Raw genomic sequence first — 23,863 nt, 5'->3', positions numbered from 1 at the left:
ATAGTTGTAGAACAGGCTGAAGTAGTAAAACACAAACTCCAAATCCAGAGATTGCTGTTGCAATTATCAATTTTTACGAAACATTTAAAATGGGGAAGCATATAGCTTAATTTACTAAAGTTAAATTTCAACATGGAAACAGTAAAAGCAACAGCAGAGGGGGCCATTCCCGTGAAAGCGAAAGAAGTGAAAGCATTTGGCACTGAAGCAGCAGACGCAGCTCTGGAACAATTAAACATCCAGAGGAGGAACCCCACACCACTTGATGTAGAGATTGAGATACTATACTGCGGGGTTTGCCACTCTGACCTTCATACAGCCAGAAATGAATGGCACAGCACAGTGTATCCGTGTGTGCCCGGTCATGAGATAGTGGGTAAGGTGACAAGGGTCGGTAACGATGTAACCAAGTTCAAAGTGGGAGACCTGGCGGCGGTGGGCTGTATGGTGGACAGTTGCCAGGAGTGCGACTACTGTAAGGAGGGCCTGGAACAGTATTGCCAGGAAGGCAACACCGGGACCTATAACTCTCCTGATACACACCTGGGCGGGTATACTTATGGCGGGTACTCCGAGAGCATTGTGGTGAAGGAAGAATTTGTTCTGCGTGTGCCTGATAACCTGGACCTGGCCGCTACGGCACCTTTGCTATGTGCTGGCATCACCACATACTCACCACTAAAGAAATGGAACGTGGGGCCCGGCCAGAAAGTAGGTGTTGTCGGCCTTGGAGGGCTAGGGCATATGGCGGTGAAGATTGCCAAGGCCATGGGGGCAGACGTGATCGTGTTTACCACTTCTCCTTCTAAGGTGGAAGATGCCAAACGCCTTGGTGCGGATGATGTGGTGCTGTCTAAAGACGCAGAGCAAATGGCCAAGTATACTGGTAAGCTGCACTTTGTGCTAGACGCTGTTTCGGCACAGCATGACATCAACGCCTACCTGAGCCTGTTACGCGTAGATGGCTCGCTGGTACTGGTAGGTGCGCCCGAAAACCCGCTTCCGGTGGCAGCCTTCAGCCTTATTCCTTTCCGCAGAAGCTTTGCCGGCTCGTTGATCGGCGGCATTGCCGAGACGCAGGAAATGCTTGATTTCTGTGGCAAACACAATATCGTTTCTGACATTGAGATGATTGAGATGCAGCAGATTAATGAGGCCTATGAGCGTTTATTGAAAGGAGATGTAAAGTACCGCTTTGTAATTGACATGGCGTCTCTGAAAAATAGAAATGCCGAACAGGAAAAAACTGCCTAAAAAGGGGTAGTTATAGCAGGTTCAAAACCATCCGGAAGAGGGGATAGATTGGCTGGAACAATGCTGTAAGTCTGTTGTTTAACGCTGGTTGCCGCCTGAGGAGGCGCGGCAGCATGATACCAGCCGAAGAGAAAATTAATTGTATTAAATAAGCCGCTCCATTTAACGTGGAGCGGCTTTCTTTTGGTAGGCCAAAGTATGGTAACATCTATTGGTACAAATAGCTACCTGGTTGTTTCATAAGGATTTATACTATATAAAAAGCAGTCGTAGTGTAAGCTGCATTTCTCTTTTCGCAAAGTATCCCAAATGCAGCCATTCTGAAAGGGACTGTATCAAATTAGAATAAATCACCACTACATTCAAAGTATGAATAACATAGAAGTAATCGCCATCACCCGTGCGAGCAGTGGACTAGGCGAAGCAACATCCTGCCGGATAAGTTGGCTGCCTTTCAAGTGTTCCCCTTGGCTCTAGAAATATAGTAAATACCATGCTTTATTTATCAGACTCTGAGGGGGCGCCATTTTTAAGCCAGTCTTCTGCCTCTAAAACAGCTTGTCGCGTACTCTTTCCAATAATGGCTTCTTTCTTCCTTATAAATATTCCATTTAGTACCTCAGTGTCAACCTGTGTGCGGAAAGCTGCATAGCTGTTTTCGCCTAACTCTGTGATGTAAAACCTGCCTTCCGCCTTTTTGATTTTGTTATAAAAGCTCTCAATTACCTCCGTAAGCGTCGCACCAATGTTGTTCCGGCCCCGCAGCTCCAGGATGATGACCGGACGCCGGGTTTGCGGGGGCAGTTGTGGCCATTGGTTTCCCAGCATTCTTGCTCCTGCAAAATGCAGATCACCCTCCACCGCAAAAACATGTATCGCTTCATTTTCAAGCTCTGCAGGCAGGTCCGTTTCCTCAAACCGGCCATCGCTTAAAAGCCGCCTTCTCTGAAGCTTTACCAACCGGGAGGACGTGAAGAAGTAAAGAATAAAAGAGAGGAGCACGCCGATCAGGACTGCGTATTGCACCGGCAGGAACAAGGTAATGAGGAAGGTACAGACAAGGCCGATTCTGGGGGGCCATCCGGCGTTCCATACTTGTTTGTTCTCTTCTATACTGAGCGAGTTTGCCATGGCAAATATCATCATTGCGGCCAGAACCGGCATAGCGACATTCCCCACCAGTGCTGGCAACAGCATAACGAGCAGTAGCACCAGCAAGCCGGAGAAAATACTGGCCCACCTGCTTCTGGCCCCCGAGACGATGTTGATAGAAGTGGCACCCAGCGATCCTCCTACGCCAATTCCACCGATTAAGCCGGAGGACATGTTGGCGACGCCCTGACTGATAAAATCTTTAGAGGTATCAGAGCGTGAGCCATCCGGGTTAGGGACACTCTGACTAACACCAGCTGCCTGGATAAGGATGATCAAAGCCAGTGAGAGCGCTCCGCTGAAAAGTGACGGCTGCAGCAGCGAGAGGTCAGGCAGGCGCATTGGGGGCAGCCCGTTGGGAATCTCACCTAAATCCCTCACCACTTCTACGTCAGACCAATTCATAAAAAATATAAAGAGTGACGGGATGGCAATGGCCACAATAGCAGATTTATTGCCCAATGGCGTTCTAGGAAGCAGCAGCATAAAGATAATTGTGGCCACGCCCGCTACCAGCGCATGCCAGTTGGCAAGGTGGATGTTCCCTATCAGGTTCACCGTTTGCAGAATCTTGTTGGAGCCCTCGGCAGGAATGGCAAAAACAGTGGGCAACTGGCTTAAGATGGCGAGAATGGAAATACCAGCCAAAAAGCCTATCATAATCGAATAGGAGACAAACCGCACCAGGTTGCCAAGCTTCAATAATCCCATCAGGATCATGATGCCACCTGAAAGCATCACCAGCAGAACGATGGCTTCTGCACGCTGTTCCTGCGGATAGGCTTGTGTGAGTTGATACAGCAGAAATGCGGACGCGCTGGTTGTGGATACCACCATCAACCTGGAACTGTTGAATATACCGCCTACAGTGCTTCCGCAAGCGGCGGCAAACAAGCCCATAATGGGGCTCACACCCGCCAACAAGCCACAGGCCATTCCATCCGGGATCCGGTTCATGGCCCCCGTCAGCCCTGCATTGGCGTCGTCCTTAAACCAAGATCTCTCGGGCAGCCTGCGTGTGACGGCTTTCACTAGTCGCTTCAGCTTCACTTCCCCCGGAAGCGTATCTTCCGGAGCCTTCACAGCGTCTCCGTCTTTTATATGTTCAGGATCAAGAGCCATTGCTTACCAACAGTAACTCACTATTTTCATGCATGATAAAACCAATCGGATATTCGGTTAAGGTGTTTGTCTGTAGGAGTAAATATTCACTTTATTATCCTTCGATAAGAATTTAGCAATACCTAACAACATGGCAATTCCTAAGGTGCTGGCAATGGTAATGATTACCAACACTTCCGGGTGATCATAAAAATTTTGAGCAGCAATGATCATGCTGGCGGCCGTATTCCGCTGTGCCGTTCCCAATGCCCCTATGTCCTGCAGGTGATCTTCATCATTACGGCCTCCCAGGAGATATCCAATGCCAAAGGCACCTAAAATAAACACGGCACTAATGAGGATAGCACCTTCCCCAAGTATGTTTTTAGATTCAGGGAAGTAGCCCACCAGTGTAGAAATTAGCATGATATAGAGTGCCCAGTTACCGATTCTGGCTACCCACGGCTGCACTAAGCTTGCGAGTTTAGGCAACACCTTGGCAAGCAACAGCCCCAGCACAATGGGTAATATCAACTGTTTCACCAGCGTCCAGGCAATTTGCCCGCCATCGATTTCGACCTGTGGCACAATCTGGGGCAATACCAGCGGAACGATAACGATGGTAGCCAGCACCAATTTGATCATGGTACTGGCGCCAAGGGCCAGGTCATGCTCTGATAGTTGCGTGAGTTTTATCAGGAAAGGCGCACCCGCGCAGATGCTGAAGATGGCTAAGCCAACGTGGAGGTAAGGGTCAATGGGAAAGAGTTGCAGCATCAGCCACATGAGTAACGGCGCCAGTATAAAATTAGCTAGTAGCATGCGCAGGCCGAACCCTTTGTCTTTCAGATAGGCTACAATGTCTTGTAGCTTTTGTGTGAGACCGACGTTTAGCATGGTCAGGAAAACGAAAATTGGCAGGACGATGCCCGATATTTTAATCATGATCTCAAACATGGTGCGCTATGGTTAATCGCCCAGATCCGTGGGCGAAGTATCCTTTGACATTGCACCTTCCGCCTTCACGTTATTTTCCATGCGGTGCTTCGGATCAAAACGGTAAAACTCTTCATAACCCAGTTTCTCTACCGCTCTTTCCTCATTTGCCTCAATGTACCCGACCGACAAGGCATAGGCATTCCAGTCTGCTTTCAGTTCATCATACTTCTCAGGAAACTGGCTGGCCAGATTGTTTTCTTCTTTGATGTCCTCCTTCAGGTTGTACAAATGCCATTCATCGCCTTTGCCATAGGGTGGGGGCATGAAGATCAGTTTCCAGTCTCCCTTGAGTATGGCCTTGCACTCTGTTATCTCAAACCCCAGCACATCAAACTTATTCCGCACAGGCTGTTTTGTTTCTTCCTGCAGGCATGGCTTGAGAGAAGTACCATAGAGAGGCTTTAGGTTTTTATCTGTATCTGGGTAACTGACATTGGCATAATCTAAAATGGTGGGTAGTAAGTCGGTTACATGCAGCAACTCGTTTGTTACCACGCCGCGTTTGTGCATCCGCCTGCCCGAGACAATGAGCGGGGTTTGCGTGCCACCTTCGTAGGTGGTCAGCTTGAAGTATGACAGGGGCGTGTTGGCTACTTCCGCCCAGGCACCGCCGATAGAAATAAAGGAATTTATCCTGCCGTAATTCTCCAGGCTGTTGTTATACTCCTCTGCAATCGACTCTTTGGTGTTGGGTGCATAAAAGTACGGTTCTTTGGGATTGGCACCGTTGTCAGAAAGAAAGAAGATGATGGTGTCGTCGAACTTGCCCTGTTCCTTCAGCCTGTCAAACAGCCGCCCGAGGTTCCAATCCAGGTTTTCGATCATGGCGGCGTATATTTCCATCGTGCGAATCTCTTTTCTTCGCTCTTCCACTGTGAGTTCGTCCCACTTCCTGAATTTTCCGCTGCCTTCGTTTGGGGTTAGCTCATGTGGCACGAGCCCCAGTTCCTTCATCCGCTTCAGGCGCTGTTCACGTATGGAATCGTAGCCGCCATCGTAGGTACCTTTATACTTATCCAGCCATGCATCGGGCACCTGCAGCGGGTCGTGTGGGGCGGTAAATGCCAGGTAGGCAAAAAAGGGTTTCTCATCACGCTGCTCCGATAAGTATTGCATCATTTTATCGGTATAAAAGTCTGATGAATAGAAATCAGGAGGCAGTTCACCTACTGTTTCGCCGTCTTCAGAATACTCCGTGTGCGGCTGCTCGAATTCGCTTAAAGCCCGCTGGTCTTGAAAATGGCTGACCCCGCCGCCCAGAAACGTAAAGGTCCGTTCAAAGCCACGGACGTGCGGCCGATACCCTTCCAGTTCCCCCAGGTGCCATTTCCCAGCCATGTAGGTATGGTAGCCTGCTTCTTTTAAAATTTCAGGAAGAGTGAGAATATCGCGGTTCAGGTAACCCTCGTAACCGGGCTGCATGTATTGGTTGGTGGCATGCGCCGTAGGCATGTTACCCAGCCCGGCATGGTGGTTATCGCAGCCCGAAAGTAGCATAGCCCGAGTAGGGGCGCAGAGGGCAGAGGTATGAAAGTGCCGGAAGCAGGCACCGTTTTCCGCTAGCTGCTGCAGGTTAGGGGTGCTGATCTCTCCGCCGAAAGGTTGGCTATCGGAGTATCCCATATCGTCTACTACAATGAGCAGGAAGTTCGGTTGCCGTTGATCACTCATACAATTTTGCTTTTGATTACACGCTTGCTTCTTTCATACCTTATGCATCATCGCACAGCAGCTGTACAAACGCCCTTGTTTTACACGTTGCTTACTCCACCCGTTCTGTTTCCCTTGCAGGCTTCTCTCCCAAAAACTCTACCCAAGCCTTTTTGATGCACGGGTAGTGCTTGGATGCTTCCACCAGATTCATAAAGGCAACTAAGTTATCTTCAAACCTCTTGGCCAATGTTTTATCTTTCAGACTACCATCCTGGTCAAAAGCTTCGTGGGCCGTCGCCAGGGAGAACATGTCCGGGTATACCCTGGTACCAAGATGTTCCAAAGGAACCCGCAAAGCCCAAAGCCCCCGGTTGCCACCGGCCATAGACGGGGAGGCGGACATGAGCAAAGCATGGTGCTGGTGGAAAGGTTGCGGGCGGAAACGGGATGTCCAGTCGATCACATTCTTCAAAAAGCCGGGCATGGAGCCGTTATATTCTGGCGAGGAGATGATGAAGGCGTCGTTAGCTAGTATGCGTTTCCGGAATTCTTCGGCACCATCCGGATGAAAACTGTCTATTTCCAGGTCCTGGTTGAAGGTCGGGCAGTCAAACTCTTCCATGTTGGCGAAGTCAACGGTGCCGCCATGCTCCTGAATAACCTGTGCCGCCAGTTTTGCCAGTTTTGTGTTGAGAGACCCGTTCCGGAGAGATGCCGAAAAGACCAAAAAGCTTGTTTGCCCATGTTTCGTGTCATTTTGCTGCTTTCCCATCCTATTTTTTGCTCTAAGCATAATCAATCTATACTATAGGGTTACGCATAATGGAAATATGCAGCCACATTCAAGGTTTGAACAGCCTTTATAACATACGCAAAGTTATACTTCAGATAACAGTCATTCCCACAGTTGAACAGCGTTATCCCAGGCTAGAAAATATTTGTCACCCATAACAAAAGCCACAGTACAGGTAATGGTGCGGCTTAAGAAGTATAAAGCTTTGGCGATGCTTAAAGCAGTCTACAGGGCCTATGGAGAACATCGGCCGCAGTGGCTACATTTTTTCTATGTTATATTGTATTAACTGACTATAGTAGGTTAATGTGTGCAATTCAAGGTGTGTTGCCTTGGCTATCCATTTCGCAGTGTGTCGCGCGGTCTAGCTCTGGTACCTTTTCCTCGTGCTGTCTGACGGCCTCTGACCTAAGCCGCACTCATAGCAGCCGGTGCCACTGACACTGCAAACAAGGTGAAGGTTAGTATAATTTTAGTCTTAGTTGAGACGATCTGATAGATAGACCGTATAAATTAAAGTAAGTTTTTTGTTTGAAATACAATAAGTGTCGCTTCCTTAACGCGTGCGCTTCGCACTTTTTACTACCTCTCCAAACGTCTATTGTCCCCGCAATGAGTTCCTGTCATCCAAGGGAGCTTGTCAGTTGATGTTTTTCTATTTCTCACCATTTATTAGTTAGTAGTACTATGAAAAGGCAAACTTACAAAGTCAGAAAATTCCTGCTTGGGAGGTTTCTCTCGGGCCGGAAGCATAACAAAGGCCGTAAAGGCCTCCTGTCAATCCTTACCGTTGCGCTGCTGTTCTGCGCAGGTATTGCGCAGCAAAGCTGCGATCCGGACGAGCCCTTTTTACTCCCGAGGTCGGTGGACCTGGAGCTGTTGGCAGATGGAATGGTATCCCCTATTGGGGTTGTGCCGGCCCCTGATGACAGCAAGATGCTGTTTGTGATTGACCAGATCGGTAAAGTGTGGGTCCTGGATAAGTATGGCAATAAGCTGGCGCAACCTTTTCTGGACGTGAGCAGCAAGATTGTGGACCTGAACGAGGCATACGATGAGCGTGGCCTGCTAGGCCTGGCTTTTCACCCCAACTACGCGTCCAACGGTCGGTTCTTTGTCTACTATACGGCTCCTCCGCGCGGCGGCGGCCCTACCCCGGACGCCTCCTGGAACAACATCAGCCGCATTTCGGAGTTCATGGTTTCCTCGGATCCTACAAAGGCAGACATGGGCTCCGAGAGAGTAATCCTAGAGGTAGACCAACCGCAAAGCAACCACGAGGGCGGAACACTGGCCTTCGGGCCTGACGGCTATCTTTACATTTCCATCGGGGACGGCGGGGGAGCCAATGACGTGGGGCCAGGCCACGTAGAGGACTGGTACGAGGTGAATGAGGGGGGCAACGGCCAAGACGTAGAGGAAAACCTGCTGGGCAACATCCTGCGGATCGACGTGAACAGCGGCAGCCCTTACGGTATCCCTTCGGACAATCCTTTCGCCGGTGCGGATGACCCGCGCCTGGACGAGATCTACGCCTACGGCTTCAGGAACCCTTACCGCTTCTCGTTTGACATGAGCGGCTCCAGAAAGCTTTATGCCGGTGACGCAGGGCAGAATCTCTGGGAGGAGATTAGCATCGTGGAGAAGGGGGGCAACTACGGCTGGAATGTGAAAGAAGGAACACATTGCTTCGATGCCTCCGATCCGCTGAACGTGCTCTCCTCCTGCCCGGATACAGACGTGTACGGCAACAAGCTCATCGACCCTGTCATAGAGGCAAAGAACTACTCAAACCCCAACGGTGGTCATTTCCTGGTGATCGTGGGTGGGTATGTGTACCGCGGCAATGATATCCCGGGCCTGCAGGGCAAGTATATTTTCGGCAACTTCTCTGCTGAGGACGAAGAGGCAGAGGGAGAGATCTACATGGCGTGCCCTGCCGGGCAAGGCCTGTGGAACTATGAAATGGTGGAGTTGGAGAGCTTCCCGGAGGGGCTTGAGCAGTACGTGAAAGGCTTCGGACAGGATCTCTACGGGGAAATGTACGTGACGACCTCCGAAATACTCGGCCCAAGCGGCAACACCGGTAAAGTGTACAAGATGGTTTCGAAAGTAAAGGGCTTCAGCGAAGAGTAAGAGCTGATTGTGATGCTTCCTGTATCCTGTGCAGGATCTGTCAATGCTAAGAACACCGTTTGCGGTAAAGGAGCCGCTTCAGCAAGCTGGAGCGGCTCCTCTATTGATTGGGAGAGGGAAATACTCCTGTTGTTTGCCCTGAAGAGGTGCTACATGGCCAAGTCCTGTCTCTCCGCTTAAACCGGCACTTAAACTCCAGCAGGGCCGTTGATGAGGTGAGCGAGTCGGCAGCGCCCAAATTTACCAGATGGCCATGAGGCTAAAGCGCACCTGCCCGGAGAAGGGGGTACGGCTAGTCAGTAGCAGCCCGCACTTGAGGAGAGGGCTGTGCTGGTGCAAGGGCAGGTGTTGGGGAGTGAGCATGCAGCTTATCTAATCCAAACTTCACGAGTAAAGCGCACGCCTTGAAGTGGCGCTGATGCGCCGAGTAGACGTTAATCATCAATAGAAACTGGAAACTGCACCTTCTGATAACTACGATGTAAAAGAGGATATATTACGGGTGAAGGTGAAGCCTGAAGAACTGAAGCAGCATCAGGAGCGACTCAAGTATGAGGTTGTGGAAGAGTCTGATACGGATGGAGTCATACAGCTATCATGGGATAAGGTGGGTATCACGGTGCCGGAGGGAACAAAATAAAAATGAGCAAAAGAGGAGGGAGGTTAAGTTCGCTTAGCCGCCTCTTTTTATTTAAGGAAACATTGCGGCTGGGAACACGCGAAGGTACACCTGTGCACTGACTGGTAGTTCACCGTAGTATGAGTGCAGGGTATTCTCAGTCCTAAACACGCTCACTTGCGCCCCAAGGTTAAAATTGACAGTTCCAATTTCCAAGATCTGCCTGTTTGCTCCAATTGTCAAAGCATTCACATTGAACAGCTCATCATGCTCGAACGCGTACTCCTCAAAGCCTAGCTCCTCCGACGATTTCTGAACAAATTCATAGCGCCCGTATACAGCAAACTTGTCGCTCTGGAGGTTGGACTCCAGCAGGAAAGAATGCTCCTTATGGTGCTCATCCACGTAGTTATAGCCCCAGTTCAGGGAACCTGTCAGGAAGCGGTTGTTGCCAGTGAGTTTTTTACCGTAGAGTGCGGAAGCAGTAGTGCGGTATACGTCTTCGTCTGGTTCTGATACCTCCGGGCTCCTAACAAAAGCATGCGAGGCCTGCAGGCTCCAGTTTTTAGATGGGTTAAAGGTCAGGCGTGCGGAGCGGGAGTCGAAGCGGGGCTTGTCAAAGTCGTAGCGTTCCTCGTCCGGCTCACGGCCTGTGAAGGAGGAGCCCTCCAATTTCCAGTTACGGTAGCGGAAGCCAAGTGTGGCCACCCCAAAGGAAATGTGGGTAGCGTCCTGCCAGTGGTGGCCGAGCGGTGAGTCTGGGTTGTTGAGCGCCGAAGGCCGGTGCATAAACGCAACATTGCTTAATGCCGGCTCACCGGGGTAGCCCAGGTACAGGAACACATCTGCTTCCTCAGACAGCATGTGTGTATAGCCAATGGATAACTCGCTGAAAAGGTCGTGTGGGTGCTGGCGGTCAATGAGCGGCTCATCCTCGAAGGTCTCACCTGTCTGGAACAGCAAGGGATAGCCTTCGCCACCCACCGTGAGCGGGTCCAGCGAAATCATGGTGCTGAAGCGGAACAGCCCCTTCTCGCCCAGAAAGCGCTGGCCCATCAGCATGACCCAGTTAGGCGCGTCAAACTGGCTGTCGCCCCGGTTCCCATCTTTAAACACGTCCTGGTTGTTGTAGCGCAAAAAGAGGTTGTAGTGCAGCATGAGCATCCAGTCACCGGTATGAAACATGTTGCCGTACATGGGCGAGGCATCTGGAAGCCAGCCGGTGCCGGAGCCGTTTCGGTTCATGGGCAGGTTTCGGGAGAATGCATGCGACATAGGCATCATCTCGTGCTGCATGTCCCTATGCTCCTGGTGTTGCGGCATCTCGTTGTGCTGTATGTGCGTTTTAGCTGTGTCTGGCTTTGGCTGGTGGTGCTCATGTTCCTGTGCCGCCGCTGGCCATGCAAACAGCAGCGGCAGTACAAGTATTATGATTGGTTTTGTTGCTTTCATAGTCCTGTATGTACCTACCAGTTAAGTTTACACAGATCTAAGGCTTTATGTTCGTAATAACTACTGTTGCTGATTTTGCATGTTCTGTATCATCCCTAGATGCCGGCTCAGTGGAAAAAGCCGCATATCGTGGGCAAAGCAAAAGGGGCTCTGGTGAGGGACATCAGTAGAATGACAGGGGGGGACCTCTTTATCTCTTCATGACCATCCTGAGGCTTAAGCTTATCTACAGGTTCTAAGTCAGCTCTTCACAGTGAGGTTGACACAGTGAACATTCAACCTAAGGGAAGAAATTATAGAAGCAACAAAAAAGCAGCTCCAGTTTTACCTGAAGCTGCTTTGGTAGCCCGTAGGGGAATCGAACCCCTGTTACCAGAATGAAAATCTGGCGTCCTAACCCCTAGACGAACGGGCCGTTCTGTCTAATTGTGATGCAAATATAGCGGGTGTTTGCTTTACTGCAATAGCTCTGCGTGAAACTTTTTCCTGTTGAAAAGGATGTGGTTGATTTTCAGTAGGAAAATTTTTTTGACTATGCCATGGCTGGTATATGTTAACCAATAGTGCCTTCTTGCGTTAGAGAAATTCAATTACCCACACAGAAAAAAATGAAGAATGGCTAAGAACCTGCAATACGAAGGCGTAAAACCAGAAGCTTTCGACCAGCTTAAGAATAAACTGGAGACTTACGGAATTAAGCTTCAGGCAAACAGCGGTAAGTTTAGCGAGAAAGGTGTGTCAGGCAGTTACAATTATGATCCGGAGGCGCAAACACTGCGGCTGGATGGCCTGACCGTCAGCTTTCCGGCCAGCATGATGGTAAGCGAGGACACCCTTCAGGCTCGCATGGATGAGCTGATGGTGCAGCATGGCGGTAGAGCGAAGCACTAGAGGCAAAGTATACTTTTAGCCTTTGCCCCGTATACACCTATATTAATCTTTAAACACACGAAAACTATGGAAAACAATACAACACAAAACCAGAGCAACAGTAATAATAACAATAACAACAGCAATAGCAACAATAATAGCGGCGGCAATCAGCAAAAAAGCGGGCAGAAGAATCAGGAGGGAGGAAGTGTGATGCAACTGCTGCAGCCGCACGACATGTCCCGAACAGTAGAGTCGGCGATGCATGTGTTTCAGGGCCGTCACGATAAGTTGCCTGACCTGATGCAAGACCTGGGCCATATCATTGTGAAGGCTACCCGTCGCCTAACCACGACACAGCTAATTCTGGCTACCGGTGCCCTTACTGTTGGTGCCATACTAGTAGCCCGCTACAGCAGCGGGAACGATGAGTTTAATTACGAAGATTAATCTTTCAGGAAGTCTTTGGAAACCCTTAACTGCAAAAGTTAAGGGTTTTTTGTTGCCTCCCATACTTGTGGCACATAGTTTGCAATCGAGCCTATATAGCTATTTGCTATATTTACCTCAACCAAACAACTTTTAAAAGCTACTACTATGAGAAAAATGAATCTGATGATGCTCCTGAGCCTGTTCTTTCTTTCGGCTCTTTCGGTACAGGCCCAGCAGGGGCAGTCGCTGCCGCCTTTGGTAAGCGTAAATGGCACGGGCGAGGTGCGGGTGCAGCCAAACGAGGTGGTGGTAAGCCTGGGAGTGGAAACGCGCGGCAAAACCTTAGACGAAGCCAGAAAAGAGACAGACAAGAAGGCTGCTGCCATCATCAACTATTTGAAAAAGCAAGGAGTGGATGCCAAGCACATACAGACGTCTTATGTTACGCTGCAGCCTGTGTACAGCAGCGGAGAGTATGGCCGCACCACACCTGACTTTTACCTGGCCCAGAAGAACATGACTGTGACGGTGAAGAAGCTGGATAAGTTTGATGAGCTGCTCGCCGGAATTTACGGGGCGGGTGTGAACCATGTGCATGGCGTGCAGTTCCAGGTGTCGGATGTGGAGAAGTATAAGGCCGAGGCCCGCAAAAAGGCAGTGGCTAACGCAAAGGCCAAAGCAACAGAGCTCACTTCTGAGTTGGGCGCCAAGGTAGGCCGCGTGTACGCAATTAGCGAGAGCGGCGGCAACGGCGGACCAAGGCCTATGTATAAAATGGCCATGATGGAATCGGCAGCTTACGATAGCGCTGGCGGACCAACCATTGCCGGAGGCGAGGTAACCATTACCTCCAACGTGGATGTAAGCTTTGTTATTGAATAAAGCCTAGTACCCAAAGTATAAAAACAGCTGCGGCGGCACTTATTCGGGTGCCGCCGCAGCTGTTTTTATACTTCATGCACTACTCCTGCGCCTAAAAGCCTAGCCTTTTACGTAGCGCTCCAAGGGCTTAAACTGGTTATGCTCATCCAACAAAAAGCTGATGGGCTGCTGCGGGTTCTGCAGGATCTGCTGCTCCCGGATGCTCCAGGGTTTCAGCATCTCCTCCAGCATGTGTGCATAGGCCGGCATCTCCCAGGGGTTGAAGATCTCATTGGTCACATCGTCAATCAAAGAGTCCACTACCAGATGGTCATCGCCAGGCTTAGTGGGGCGGATGAAGTACTCAGGCACCACGTTGAAGATATAGGCAGCATAGAAAACGCGCGCCTTGAACTCGGCCAGCTGAATAGGGTGCAGCTGCTTGCCCTCTGTTACCTGGTACAGCCTGCCAAGGGCCTTGCGGATGATGCCGTTGTCCAGCAGCGTACACACGACCGCTACTGGCCCCAGCTTGACGCTGAAAGCCATGGTGGTCAGTTCGTCCTGGTACTCAAAAGGCAGCTCGTCTTCGGTAGGGCTAATCTCTAGCAGGAAGAGCGAGCAGGGCAGGAAGTCCGCGAATGCCATGGGCACGCGCAGCGACTGCAGTACTTGGAAAAAAGAGCGGAACTTGCCCAGCATCTTGGGGTCTTCACTCACGGCATATTCTGGTATTACCAACGGGTTTGCCTCTTTTATCAGCTCCGTTACCAGCGAGCCATAGTACATCTTGCCGATCCACTGGAACAGGCGCTGGGGCGGCAAAGCCTTGATGCCCGCTATTCCGTTGGCGGCCGCCTGCTCTACCTCGTGCTCCAGCGGGAGCAGGTGGTGGGTATGGCAGTGGTCGCAGCAGGGGATACTCAGTTGCCCAAAGGTGGTCACGCTCTTGTCCAGCATCAGCAGCTCTTTGTGCTTCAGGTTATACTTGTCTTGCAGCCATTCGCCAAAAACGGGCGCCCGGTGCTCTATCGTAACGATGGTGCCGCACAAGAAGCAGTTCGTGTCGGTGAACTGCATGTTCTCAAACGGGTCATATAGGGTTAAATCAGTCATAAGCTCTTTCATCTTCTAACTGCAAAGATACAGAAGTGAAATTTACTTGTTGATTCCTGCTTGGTAGTTATCAGCGCTTGCTTGTCGGGGGCTCCTGCTCCGGGTGCAGAAACTTTCTGCTCCTTTTTGCACTCTTTCCGGATAACATCGGTTGAATAGCAGCACAAATTGTTTTACTTTGCATCTCCATGCACTTACAGATCACATCCCTTAACTCCGGCAGCAACGGCAACTGCTACTACATTGGCAACGAACGCGAGGCGGTGCTGGTGGATGCAGGTATTTCCTGCCGTGAGACGGAGAGGCGCATGAAGCGCCTGGGCCTCTCGCTGAGCAAGGTGAAGGCGATTTTTGTGTCGCATGAGCACTCCGACCACATCAAAGGCATTCCGGTGCTGGCACGAAAGTATAACCTGCCGGTCTATATTACCCCAGACACGCTGTATAATTGCCGGTTGGACTTTGCAGGGGTGCAGGTGCAGCATTTTTCGGCACAAGAGCCCGTGCAGGTAGGAAGGCTGGAGGTAAAGGCTTTCCCAAAACTGCACGACGCGCGCGACCCCCACAGCTTTGTGGTGTCTTGCCAGGAGGTGAAGGTGGGCGTTTTTACCGACATCGGCTACCCCTGCGAGCAATTGATTGCGCATTTTCAGGAGTGCCATGCCGCTTTTCTGGAGGCCAACTATGATGAGGGGCTGCTGGAGAAGGGCCACTACCCATACTACCTGAAAAACCGCATCCGCGGAGGCAGAGGGCACCTTTCCAATAGGCAAGCCTTAAGCCTGTTTACAGCCTATAAACCGGATTTCATGAGCCACGTGCTGCTCTCGCACCTCTCCAAGGACAACAATTGCCCCAAGCTGGTGAAGGAACTATTCTCGCTGCATGCTGCTGGTACGGAGGTGGTGGTGGCGTCGCGCTTTGAGGAAACGCCTGTTTATACCATCAGCAGCACCCCAACGCTCATGCGGAGGAGTACAGGCCAGCAGATCAGCCTGTTCGATGCACTGGCGTAAGAGCAGCTTAAATGCCGTGGTGCAGCCTTGCCTGACGGAGCAGACCTGTACTTCTATTCAAAGTTAATCCTTAATTCCTGATGTACGTTAGCTAGCGTACCCACTGGTTAGGTAGGCATCACCTGTGGGTATGCTTTTGTTTTCACCATAACCTCTGGATTGTATGAAGTTAGCACCAACCGTAATTCTGCTGGCCCTGTTCAGCGTAAACGCACTGGCGCAAGGCCAGGCTTCAACCAAAGCACCTGCTGCAGCACAAATTAAAGCCGCCTTGCTGGCAGCCCCGGCCGATAAACGCGACGGAGCTGCCGTGTATGGCTACGACAACAGCGGAAACCTTGTCTTGCTGCGCAAAGGCACCAATGAAATGATTTGCCTGGCCGACGACCCGAAGCAGGAGGGACTCTCTGTTTCATGCTACCACCAGGACCTGGAGCCGTTCATGGCCCGTGGCCGGGAGCTTCGCAAAGCTGGGAAGAATGCTGAGGAAATATTTAAAGCGAGGGAGGAGGAGGCGAAGAGCGGCAAACTTAAGCTGCCGAAAGAGCCTGCTGCGCTGTATGTTTACACTGCCCCGGCAAAAGATTTCAACGCTGCCACCGGTGAGGCGCCAAATGGCTATCTGCGCTATGTGGTGTACATCCCTTACGCTACCTCCGAAAGCACCGGCCTGCCTTTAAAGCCCAACGGGCCTGCCATGCCCTGGATCATGCATCCGGGCACGCACGGCGCCCACATCATGATCAACCCGCCCCGCGACTAAGTACTGAAAAGTATAACTGTACCAGAAGCCGGCGGCTCTTTTTGCAGCGTTGCCGGCTTTCCTGCTTTATAAAGTGCAGCAGCATAAATTTTAAGGGAAGAGCAGAAAATCAGGTGTGTAACTAGTCCTATGTTTCTCAGGCTGCCGCAGCAGGCGCTTTGGCAACTGTGGCAGCAGAGGCATGCATAAACCCACCGTGTCTACACCTCGTTTCTAAGTGTTAACATTAATTATTTTTTCACTTAAAAAAGGAGGTATAATGTTTTACCATGTAAAGGAGTTGCAGTTTAACGCCCGCGTGTCTAAGCCAGACCCCGCTTTTGCCAGCTTGCTGCTGGAGCAGTTTGGCGGCGCCAACGGAGAGTTGAAGGCGGCGATGCAGTACTTTGTGCAGGCTTTCCCGATGCGGCAGCCACACCCTGAGCAATATGACATGCTGATGGATATTGCCACCGAGGAATTCAGCCACCTGGAGATTGTGGGAGCCACCATACAGATGCTGTTGGGCCCTATTAACGGGGAGTTGAAGAATGCAGCCGAAGAAGCTGAGATCATGCAGCTACTCGACGGAAAGGCCAAGAAAGAGGACTTCATTCACAACGCCATGATGAACCCGCAGTTCTTCGTGCTGAGCGGCGGCGGCCCTACGCTAACCAACAGCCAGGGGGTGCCGTGGAGTGGCTCTTATATCAATGCTAACGGCGACCCTACCGTAGACCTGCGTTCTGATATGGCGGCAGAGTCCAGGGCAAAGATCGTGTACGAGTACCTGATGCAGTTTACGGACGACCCCTATGTAAAGGAGACGCTCCGTTTCCTGATGACAAGGGAGATTGCGCACTACCAAATGTTTGAGGCTGCGCTGAACACCATACAGCCCAACTTCCCGCCAGGCGTGCTGCAGGGCGATCCCAGGTATAGTAACAGCTACTTTAACATGTCTAGCGGAGGCGACGCCAGAGGCCCCTGGAACGAAGGCAAGAGCCCGAGCCTTGGCGAGACCTGGCAGTACGTGGAAGAGCCATTCAGCCATGTGGTGGAGACGAACGGCATGGTGGACCACAAAGCGAACGGCACGAGCCGCAGCATGTCCGGGGTAGAGGCCAAGAACAAAGAATTGGGCCAGATGCGCAGCAAAAAGGTAAAGGCTGCCGTACCACAGGGGGAGAATCAGTGGTGTGAGTATCCGCAGAACTCCCTTTAAGTTGAACGTAAACGATAGCATGTTAAACCGCGAAAACAAACAAGAAGAATCAACACATGCAGGGTCGGTGGAGATAGAGGTCTACACCGACCCTCTTTGTTGCTGGAGCTGGGCATTGGAGCCGCAGTGGCGGAAGCTGCGCTTCCTGTACCAGGGCCGGCTAAAATGGCGCTACCGCATGGGTGGCCTTGTTCCGAACTGGGACGCTTTCAGTGATCCGATGAACGCCGTGAGCAGGCCGCTGCAGATGGGACCCCTGTGGATGGAGGCCCGCTATACTTCGGGCATGCCCCTGAAAGACAAGGTTTGGTTCGATAACCCGCCTTCATCCTCCTACCCGTCTTGTATTGCGGTAAAGGCCGCAGAACTGCAGTCGCCGATGGCTGCAGAGAATTACCTGCGCCGGGTGCGGGAGGCGGTAATGCTGCACGGCCAGAACATAGCTGAGTGGGAGGTGCTGCTAAAGGCAAGCAAAGAGCTGGCGCAAGCGCAACCCGGCATGCTGGATGCGGACCGGTTCAGCGAGGACATCAACGGGAGTGAGGCAAGAAAGGCTTTCGAAGAGGACCTGAAGCAGGTGCGGCTGCACAATATCTCCCGCTTCCCGACTTTAACCATGCGCCGTGAAGGAGCAGGAGAGGGTGTGATGATAGTGGGATACCGGCCATACGAGGCACTGGAGCAGGCGCTGCACCAGGTAGCCCCGGAGTTGGAGCCCATACAGCATACCACCGACGAGCTGGAATACAGAAGGTACTGGGGAAGTATAATCAAGCGTGAGCTGCAGGAGGTGCTAACGCAGCAGGGCGTCTAAACCAGGCGCCTGTACGGGGGCGCTAATAAAAAAGCGCGATGCAGAGCTGCATCGCGCTTTTTTATACTTGTCATTTATACTGTTACAGCTTTTTCAGGCCTTTCAGGTCCTGCTTGCTGGCTTCTTTTATACTTACAGCCACACCACCGCCTGGCGCTAAATACTGCTTCAGCGCACTTTTGGAGTTAACCCTAACTTTGGTGATAGTATACTGCTGCGGATTCTTGTTCCAGCTGGCGTCTTTGGCATCGGCGTAAATGGTGGCTACATACTCTTTGCCTTTTGGCAGGAAGTCGAAACGGACGTTGGTCGTGCGGGAGTTCTCGTCGGTGATACCGCCCACATACCATTCATTCTTCCCTTTTGCCTTACGCGCTATGGTGACGTAATCCCCTGGCTCTGCCTCCAGTATGTGCGACTTGTCCCAATCCAACGCCACATCTTTAATGAACTGGAAAGCATCCGGGAAGCGCTCGTAGTTTTCGGGCAAGTCGGCTGCCATTTGCAGTGGGCTGTACATGGTCACGTAGTAAGCCAGTTGCTTCACCAGCGTAGTGTTCACGCGTTGGTTGCCGCCGTAGATCGACATGTCTGTCTGGAAAATGCCTGGCGTGTAGTCCATCGGGCCACCCATCAGGCGCGTAAAGGGCAGTATAGTGGTGTGGTCCGGAGCCAGGCCACCCATGGCCTCAAACTCGGTGCCGCGTGCCGATTCCTGCGCAATCCAGTTCGGGTAGGTGCGGTGCAGGCCAGTAGGGCGAACGGCCTCATGGCTGTTGATCATGATCTTATACTTGGCAGCGGTGTTGGCTACGTGGATGTAGTGGTTCACCATCCATTGGCCGTCATGGTACTCGCCGCGTGGAATAATCTTGCCCACATACCCAGTTTTCACGGCATCATAGCCATACTTGTTCATGAACTGGAAGGCCGAATCCAGGCGGCGCTCGTAGTTGGCAACCGAAGACGAGGTCTCGTGGTGCATCATCAGTTTAACGCCTTTCGAGTGCGCATATTCGTTCAGGGCCTTCACGTCGAAGTCAGGATAGGGCGTCACGAAATCGAAAACATTCTCCTTCCAGTTGCCAAACCAGTCTTCCCAGCCAATGTTCCAGCCTTCCACCAGTACGGCATCAAAACCATGCTTGGCAGCAAAGTCGATGTGGCGGCGCACGTTCTCGTTGTTAGCGCCGTGGCGGCCGTTCGGGGTGAACTTAGTAAAGTCGTCTGTCAGTTTAACGTTTGTCTCGGTGCTGTAGGCCCAGGAGCTCTTGCCAGATACAAAATACTCCCACCACACGCCAATGTACTTGGTCGGCTTAATCCACGACACGTCCTCATACTTGGTAGGTTCGTTCAGGTTCAGGATCAAGCGCGATGCCAAGATGTCGGTCGCTTTGTCGCTCACCACGATCGTGCGCCATGGCGTCTGCGTCTCCGTCTGCATGTAGCCTTTGTTGCCCACCGCGTCAGGCGTCAGGTGCGAGCTCATTCTGAAGTTCTTTGGGTCCACGTTCAGCTGCATGGCTGGGTAATTCACCAGCGCCGCCTCGTGTATGTTGATGTACAGGCCATCTGAGGTTTTCATCATAGAGGGGGTCTGCACCGATAAGGTGTCGATTGGAACCTGCGCGTGCACATCTATCGTGGCTTTTTCGATCAGGTTCGGGATTTCGGAGATTTGCGAGGTGGTGTAGGCATACTCGTTGGTGTTATAGTCGCCCCTGATCCAGAAAATCTTGTGGTCACCGGTGAGGTTAAACTCGGTGTGCTCCTCCTCGATTACGAAGTAATTGAGCTGCTCTTGCTGCGGAAACTCGTAGCGGAAGCCTAGCCCGTCGTTAAACAAGCGGAAGCGGATGCGAATCTGGCGGCCTTTCGGCTCAGCCTGTTCCAGCGTTACAAGTAGCTCGTTGTAATGGTTGCGGATGCTTTTCTCCTCGCCCCAAACAGGCTCCCAGGTTTCATCCACCGTCTTTTGCTCGGTATTGGCAACTGTAAAACCTTCCATAAACGAAGGCACATCCTGGGTGGCGATGCCCAGCTTGCTTTGGGTGATGACAGGCTTCTTCTTGTACGTCAGCTGGTAAGTCGGCTCCCCTTGCTGGGTCAGCTCAAACTTCATCGTGAAGTTCTTGTCTGGGGAGGTAATGGTTTGGGCCTGCACCAATGTGCCGAATGTGCCCAGGAACAGGAGCAGGAACATACGGCGGACGGTTTGGCGTGGCCGCCGGGCGCGTTTTGTTAGTTGTTTGAGGTTCATGTTATACTAGTTGTTCATTATTTATAAGACTGGTGCGCCAGGCGCAAGGTGTAATAACAGCAGGGTGACTGTTCTGGTGTAGCCAGTGCCTGCTCTTTTTGTAATAGCTGGATGCGGTGCTTTTTATCCCCTTTGGCAGCAAAATAAAATTCTGGGCTTCCCTTTACAGCCGCATTTGGCAAGTATGAGCAGGGGGCAGGGCCTTCCATTCTAGACTGTGCGCTGCTATGAAATTAAAACCGTAGTTTAGGGGTTATAAACCTGAGGTTTCACTTTATAGGAAAAGATGACGGAAGAGGAGTTCACGGCAAGCTATACTGATGCGTTGGATGCCATTGCTGCCGCGATGGCCGAAGAGCAGGAGATAGATCCGGAGAAGTTTTACAGCATGGTCTGTGTGCTGGAGAACCTGCGCTATTTCAGTCCGGTGCTGTACAGCGCCATACGTAGCAAAAAAGAGTAAGCGCAGGCTACCGTAGCAGCCTGCGCTCCTTGATTGGCGTGAGGTTATTTTGCACTTACAAGTACATCTTGCTTTTTGCGGCTGTCGTTTCCAGGCCTGGCCGGGTATAGAAATGCCTCGATTTCCTTCAGGTGTCGGAAGCTGCCATTCGGCACGTTGCTAAGTATAATCAGGGCGCTGTGGTCGTTCGGGTTTCTTAGAAAGTAGCTGGCGTAGCCGTGCCACAGGCCTCCGTGGTATACCACCGTATCGCCGTTGCTTACCTGCTTAATGCGCCACCCAAACCCATAATCCTCGTCTTTCTTCCTGCCTTGGCGTGTTCCGGTAAAGGCTTCCTCCAAAGTCTTTCGCTTTACCAAGCGCTCTGTGTACAGTGCCTGCTCCCATTTGTGAAGGTCCTCCACCGTAGAGTAAATTCCTTTGTCGCCCAGTACTGTGTCAAGGTAATCCGGGTGCCTGCTGCGCCTGCCGCCCGTGTGGCCGGTAGCCACGTGCTGGTTACCCGTAACTAGGTCGTCGCTGAAGGTGAAGGTGCTCGTCATTTGCAGCGGCTTGAAAATATGCTGTTGCAGAAACGCTGCAAAAGGCTTGCCCGAGGCCCGCTCTACTATAGAGGCGAGCAGAAAGTAACCAGTGTTGCTGTAGTCGAAGCGGGTGTTCGGCTGGTAGTAGACCTGGGGCCTGTGCTCAGACATGAGGCGCAGCACATCTTTGTTGGTGATAGGCACACGACGGTCGGGCCAAAGCTCATCACTGAAATAAGTATAGTTAGACAGGCCGGAGCGGTGCGTGAGTAATTGCCGTATAGTGATGCCATGGTAGGGGAAGTCCGGGATGAATTGCTGCACGCTGTCGTCATACTTCAGCTTTCCCTGCTCTTTCAGCATCATGATAGCCATAGCCGTAAACTGCTTGGATATGGAGGCTAGCTGAAAAACTGATTGGGTGTGCAGGCTGTCCTTCTCCCTGAAGTCCGCATAGCCAAACGCCCCGGTGTACACCACCTGGTCATACTTGGTAACCAACACCGTACCGTTAAAACCGTTTCGCCTATGCAGGTGCGTGAAAATGGAGTCGAGGTGATGACCCAGCCGGCTGGCGCTGTCTTCTGTAAACCAACCGGGTACCGGCACACGCTGCCGTGTTGCCTCCAGGGCGTCGGTGCTGCCCTGTTTTAAAGGATTTTCCTGCCTTGCCTCCTGGCAGGAGAAGAGGGCAAGTATAAAAAGAGGTGCAGCGAGGCACCGTAGCAAAAGCGCTTGTAATTTAAGAATAGCCATACTTCAAGTTTCCAACAAAATATTCCGGCTTAAAGATAAGCCTTCCCCTAGAGTTTCTAAATATCCGGTTGGAGGGTTTGATTTATTTTTAGGTTGGGCCAGAACGCCTGCAGCGCAGGAAGGCACCCGCTTCAAAGCATTAACCAATAAAACGCAGCCTTTAGTATATGTTTCCTGCTTAAACCGGTGTGGCAGCCCAAGGCACTGGGGTTAACCGACAGAAGGCTAGGGTAATAAACACCGCTCTTTTGCTACTGTTGAAACTGCTTTCGTCAACCTTAAAAGTCATACTTGGCTGTAGTGATTTAACGAAAAGCGCAGTTGCCGCCTTTGCCGAATAATGCTGCGCAGGCGCACAGCTCCTGGCATGCGTAGTGGTATGCCGGGCGTACGCTGTACTGTCGGGATACTGTTATGGCGCTCCCAAGTATCCTTTGTTCAGCCTGGAGTAGGAAACGGCCAGCTTCTTTATACTTACACCAACTCGTATAAATGGGATTGTCTACGGGGCTTGAGGTGATTTCCTTTTCCTCGCAGCTCTCCTTCCTAACCAAACTTTCATGGCCGTGTGTTTCGCCAAGTATGGCGATTAATTCCTTGGGTTAGCGAGCCAACCTGCTACCTTCGTGTTTACGTTATAAATGTAGGACAAACACACTGCTTGTATGCTGGACATCGTCATTGAAGCCCGCAAGGCATCCATTGGCCCAGGAATGGATGTAAAGCGCATCCTGCCATTTCGCCTGCGCAGAATGGTGGGCCCCTTTATTTTTATGGATCATGCAGGCCCTGTAGCGATACAGCCGCAGGAGATTCGCTCCATGGATGTGCTGCCGCACCCGCACATCGGCTTATCCACGGTAAGCTACTTGTTTGGCGGGCAAGTCACCCACCGCGACAGCCTGGGGGTGCAGCAGGTGATCCGGCCGGGTGAGGTGAACTGGATGACTGCCGGCAGCGGCATCGCGCATTCGGAGCGGTTCGAGGATCCCTCCGCCCTGGCCGGTGGCCAGCTGGAGATGATCCAGACGTGGGTGGCCCTGCCGGAGAAAGACGAGGAGGCAGCCCCGACTTTCGAGAACTATAAACCGGAGGCGTTGCCGGTTTTTACAGACGCAGGGGTTTGGATGAGGCTGATAGCAGGAGACGCCTTCGGGTTGCGCAACGATGTGAAAACGCACTCGCCCTTGTTCTACCTGCATGTTGTGCTGGATAAGGGCGCCAGAACTACGCTCCCAGCAGGGCACACCGAGCGTGGAATCTACATCGCCAAAGGCAGTTTAGAAGTATCCGGAAGAACATATACGGCTGGTCAGATGCTTGTCTTCAACAAAAATGCAAGCCCCACTATTTTGGCAAAAGAGGCCACTACGCTCATGATGCTGGGCGGTGAGCCGCTGGGAGAGCGCTTTATCTGGTGGAACTTTGTCTCCTCCAGAAAGGAGCGGATAGAGCAGGCTAAGGCAGACTGGAAAGAAGGCCGTATCCTGTTGCCACCATCCGACAACCAGGAGTTTGTGCCGCTTCCGGACGACAAATCTAAACCCGCCGGTGACCCATCGCCCCAGGCGCTATCCTAAAGCAGCCGGCTATTGAAACCATCTCTCTTGCCTAAGTATAGG

The 23,863-nt window shown here is 51.7% G+C and carries 20 protein-coding genes and 1 tRNA gene; 12 read left to right on the top strand and 9 right to left on the bottom strand.

Features of this window, described 5'->3' with window-relative positions; translation table 11 throughout:
- Positions 1-132: 132 nt before the first annotated feature.
- On the top strand, positions 133-1,254 hold the full coding sequence (locus PXG97_RS03045) for an NAD(P)-dependent alcohol dehydrogenase (protein ID WP_276496242.1): 1,122 nt from the start codon (positions 133-135) through the stop codon (positions 1,252-1,254).
- 498 nt (positions 1,255-1,752) lie between these two features.
- Here the strand turns inward: PXG97_RS03045 and PXG97_RS03040 are convergent, their stop codons facing one another.
- The 4 genes from PXG97_RS03040 to PXG97_RS03025 all read right to left on the bottom strand — a co-directional run bounded on the left by PXG97_RS03040 (position 1,753) and on the right by PXG97_RS03025 (position 6,931).
- Entirely contained in the window at positions 1,753-3,528 is a 1,776-nt protein-coding gene (locus tag PXG97_RS03040; RefSeq protein ID WP_276496241.1) for a SulP family inorganic anion transporter, read from the bottom strand.
- Between the two features lie 57 nt (positions 3,529-3,585).
- The gene (locus PXG97_RS03035) at positions 3,586-4,464 is read right to left on the bottom strand and encodes a bile acid:sodium symporter family protein (protein WP_276496240.1); all 879 of its coding nucleotides are present in this window, start codon (positions 4,462-4,464) and stop codon (positions 3,586-3,588) included.
- Between the two features lie 12 nt (positions 4,465-4,476).
- Positions 4,477-6,177 (bottom strand): arylsulfatase, encoded by a 1,701-nt coding sequence (locus PXG97_RS03030; protein ID WP_276496239.1) that lies wholly within the window; start codon positions 6,175-6,177, stop codon positions 4,477-4,479.
- 91 nt (positions 6,178-6,268) lie between these two features.
- The gene (locus PXG97_RS03025) at positions 6,269-6,931 is read right to left on the bottom strand and encodes an NADPH-dependent FMN reductase (protein WP_276496238.1); all 663 of its coding nucleotides are present in this window, start codon (positions 6,929-6,931) and stop codon (positions 6,269-6,271) included.
- Between the two features lie 708 nt (positions 6,932-7,639).
- Between PXG97_RS03025 and PXG97_RS03020 the strand changes: the two genes are divergently transcribed.
- Positions 7,640-9,088, top strand: a complete 1,449-nt coding sequence (locus tag PXG97_RS03020) for a PQQ-dependent sugar dehydrogenase (RefSeq protein ID WP_276496237.1) — start codon at positions 7,640-7,642, stop codon at positions 9,086-9,088.
- Between the two features lie 451 nt (positions 9,089-9,539).
- On the top strand, positions 9,540-9,728 hold the full coding sequence (locus tag PXG97_RS03015; protein WP_276496883.1) for a DUF2911 domain-containing protein: 189 nt from the start codon (positions 9,540-9,542) through the stop codon (positions 9,726-9,728).
- A gap of 51 nt (positions 9,729-9,779) precedes the next feature.
- Here the strand turns inward: PXG97_RS03015 and PXG97_RS03010 are convergent, their stop codons facing one another.
- Positions 9,780-11,159, bottom strand: coding sequence for a TonB-dependent receptor (locus tag PXG97_RS03010; protein ID WP_276496236.1), 1,380 nt, complete (start codon positions 11,157-11,159; stop codon positions 9,780-9,782).
- Between the two features lie 340 nt (positions 11,160-11,499).
- Positions 11,500-11,574, bottom strand: a tRNA-Glu gene (locus tag PXG97_RS03005).
- A gap of 200 nt (positions 11,575-11,774) precedes the next feature.
- Between PXG97_RS03005 and PXG97_RS03000 the strand changes: the two genes are divergently transcribed.
- From PXG97_RS03000 to PXG97_RS02990, 3 genes are all read left to right on the top strand, one after another.
- Complete coding sequence (locus PXG97_RS03000; protein WP_276496235.1) at positions 11,775-12,050, top strand: hypothetical protein; 276 nt, start codon at positions 11,775-11,777, stop codon at positions 12,048-12,050.
- A gap of 66 nt (positions 12,051-12,116) precedes the next feature.
- Positions 12,117-12,479 carry a hypothetical protein gene (locus tag PXG97_RS02995; protein ID WP_276496234.1) on the top strand — a complete coding sequence of 121 codons (363 nt, stop codon included), beginning with the start codon at positions 12,117-12,119 and terminating at the stop codon, positions 12,477-12,479.
- Positions 12,480-12,626: 147 nt separating this feature from the next.
- The gene (locus tag PXG97_RS02990; protein ID WP_276496233.1) at positions 12,627-13,343 is read left to right on the top strand and encodes an SIMPL domain-containing protein; all 717 of its coding nucleotides are present in this window, start codon (positions 12,627-12,629) and stop codon (positions 13,341-13,343) included.
- 99 nt (positions 13,344-13,442) lie between these two features.
- Here PXG97_RS02990 and PXG97_RS02985 read toward each other — a convergent pair whose 3' ends face one another.
- A complete protein-coding gene (locus PXG97_RS02985; RefSeq protein ID WP_276496232.1) occupies positions 13,443-14,438 on the bottom strand; it encodes a hypothetical protein in 996 nt (331 codons plus the stop codon).
- A 188-nt stretch (positions 14,439-14,626) separates the two neighbouring features.
- Here PXG97_RS02985 and PXG97_RS02980 point away from each other — a divergent pair, with 188 nt between their 5' ends.
- From PXG97_RS02980 to PXG97_RS02965, 4 genes are all read left to right on the top strand, one after another.
- Positions 14,627-15,454 (top strand): MBL fold metallo-hydrolase, encoded by an 828-nt coding sequence (locus tag PXG97_RS02980; protein WP_276496231.1) that lies wholly within the window; start codon positions 14,627-14,629, stop codon positions 15,452-15,454.
- 163 nt (positions 15,455-15,617) lie between these two features.
- Positions 15,618-16,217 (top strand): hypothetical protein, encoded by a 600-nt coding sequence (locus tag PXG97_RS02975; protein ID WP_276496230.1) that lies wholly within the window; start codon positions 15,618-15,620, stop codon positions 16,215-16,217.
- A gap of 259 nt (positions 16,218-16,476) precedes the next feature.
- Complete coding sequence (locus tag PXG97_RS02970; RefSeq protein WP_276496229.1) at positions 16,477-17,421, top strand: manganese catalase family protein; 945 nt, start codon at positions 16,477-16,479, stop codon at positions 17,419-17,421.
- Between the two features lie 19 nt (positions 17,422-17,440).
- Positions 17,441-18,235, top strand: coding sequence for a DsbA family protein (locus PXG97_RS02965; RefSeq protein ID WP_276496228.1), 795 nt, complete (start codon positions 17,441-17,443; stop codon positions 18,233-18,235).
- Positions 18,236-18,317: 82 nt separating this feature from the next.
- Here the strand turns inward: PXG97_RS02965 and PXG97_RS02960 are convergent, their stop codons facing one another.
- The gene (locus PXG97_RS02960; RefSeq protein WP_420851747.1) at positions 18,318-20,498 is read right to left on the bottom strand and encodes a glycoside hydrolase family 97 protein; all 2,181 of its coding nucleotides are present in this window, start codon (positions 20,496-20,498) and stop codon (positions 18,318-18,320) included.
- A 286-nt stretch (positions 20,499-20,784) separates the two neighbouring features.
- Here PXG97_RS02960 and PXG97_RS02955 point away from each other — a divergent pair, with 286 nt between their 5' ends.
- Positions 20,785-20,961: a hypothetical protein gene (locus PXG97_RS02955; protein WP_276496227.1), complete on the top strand. Its 177-nt coding sequence runs from the start codon at positions 20,785-20,787 to the stop codon at positions 20,959-20,961.
- Positions 20,962-21,005: 44 nt separating this feature from the next.
- On the opposite strand, the gene PXG97_RS02950 is transcribed toward PXG97_RS02955, so the two are convergent.
- Complete coding sequence (locus PXG97_RS02950) at positions 21,006-22,241, bottom strand: serine hydrolase domain-containing protein (protein ID WP_276496226.1); 1,236 nt, start codon at positions 22,239-22,241, stop codon at positions 21,006-21,008.
- 665 nt (positions 22,242-22,906) lie between these two features.
- Between PXG97_RS02950 and PXG97_RS02945 the strand changes: the two genes are divergently transcribed.
- A complete protein-coding gene (locus PXG97_RS02945) occupies positions 22,907-23,821 on the top strand; it encodes a pirin family protein (protein WP_276496225.1) in 915 nt (304 codons plus the stop codon).
- Positions 23,822-23,863 lie beyond the last annotated feature (42 nt).

Origin of the sequence: Pontibacter litorisediminis (genome assembly GCF_029360645.1) — a bacterium.
Classification (GTDB): Bacteria; Bacteroidota; Bacteroidia; order Cytophagales; family Hymenobacteraceae; genus Pontibacter; species Pontibacter litorisediminis.
The sequence above is the reverse complement of the archived record's forward strand: the minus strand, read 5'-3'. Positions and strand labels throughout refer to the sequence as shown.